Origin of the sequence: Mesorhizobium sp. M7A.F.Ca.MR.362.00.0.0 (genome assembly GCF_004023175.1) — a bacterium.
Classification (GTDB): Bacteria; Pseudomonadota; Alphaproteobacteria; order Rhizobiales; family Rhizobiaceae; genus Mesorhizobium.
Genome location: NZ_RZTF01000742.1, coordinates 1 through 1382 on the forward strand (window position 1 = coordinate 1; position 1382 = coordinate 1382).

A 1382-nucleotide genomic window follows, 5' to 3' on the forward strand; every position below is an offset into this window, starting at 1 on the left:
CGTCGATCGTGCGCAATGCCTGCCGCACACCCGGCATCGAGAAGGCGCCGTGAGCCTGCGCCGTGAAGCAGGCGCCGAGCGCGAGGATCTGCAGAAGTCTGGATGCCGGTTTCATGGTCGTTGAGCCAATAGTTTCCTGCCTGAGCGTGGGTCGCTTCAGCGCTGCGTTCGGTTCATGGAAATCTTTGATCCAAGGACGGGTGGCGCGGTCTTGTCCCGACAGGGCGGCCAAAATTTCTGGAAACGGGCGCAAATCGGCGATCCCCGCGCGGAAAGGGTGACAGCGGCCAGCCGAGTTGCTATGCCCCCGCCCGGACCATTTTGCCGCGTGAGCCCCATCCATGCCTGACCTGCTTCTAGAACTCCGCTCGGAAGAGATTCCTGCCCGCATGCAGCGCAAGGCGGCGGGTGATCTCAGGAAGATGCTGACCGACGGCCTGGTCGAGGCGGGGCTGACCTATGAAGCGGCGCGCGAGTACTGGACGCCACGCCGGCTGACGCTCGATATCAGGGGCCTCACCGCGCGCTCGAAAGATATAAGCGAAGAGATCAAGGGGCCTTCGACATCGGCGCCTGAACAGGCGGTCCAGGGGTTCCTGCGCAAGGCCGGACTTTCCTCGATCGCCGAGGCCCATGTCCATTCCGACCCGAAGAAGGGCGATTTTTATGTCGCCCACATTTCGAGGCCGGGCAGGGCGGCGGAAGAGATCATCGCCGAACTGGTGCCGGGGATCATCCGCAATTTCCCGTGGCCGAAATCGATGCGCTGGGGGCCGGCCTCGGCCAAGCCCGGCTCGCTGCGCTGGGTACGGCCCCTGCAATCGATCCTGTGCACGTTCGGCCCGGAGACCGAGGAGCCTGTCGTGGTCGATTTCGAGATCGACGGTATCCGCTCCGGCAACACCACCTATGGCCACCGTTTTCATGCGCCTGACGCCATCACGGTACGCCGCTTCGACGACTATGTTTCCAAGCTGGAAGCGGCCAAGGTCGTGCTCGATGCTGATCGGCGCAAGGAGATCATCCTTGCCGATGCCCGCAATCTCGCCTTCGCCAACGGGCTTGACCTGGTCGAGGACGACGGGCTGCTGGAGGAGGTGTCCGGGCTGGTCGAATGGCCTGTCGTGCTGATGGGCGAGTTCGAGGAGGCATTCCTGGCCATCCCAGCCGAAGTGATCCGACTGACCATCCGAGCCAACCAGAAGTGCTTTGTGACGCGGCCGCAGGGTGTCGACGACGCGCTTTCCAACCGCTTCATCCTCACCGCCAATATCCAAGCGAAGGATGGCGGCAAGGAGATCGCCCACGGCAACGGCAAGGTGGTGCACGCCCGCCTGTCCGACGCGCTTTATTTCTGGACGACCGACCAGGGCGATTTGCCT

General features: G+C 63.4%; 2 protein-coding genes. One reads left to right on the forward strand and one right to left on the reverse strand.

Annotated elements, in window-relative coordinates:
* Positions 1-253 (reverse strand): hypothetical protein (locus EOC06_RS37315; protein ID WP_128310120.1); only part of this gene is annotated, 253 nt, incomplete at its 3' end.
* 88 nt (positions 254-341) lie between these two features.
* Here EOC06_RS37315 and glyS point away from each other — a divergent pair.
* On the forward strand, positions 342-1382 hold a 1041-nt coding region (glyS, locus tag EOC06_RS37320), incomplete at its 3' end, for a glycine--tRNA ligase subunit beta (protein WP_128310121.1).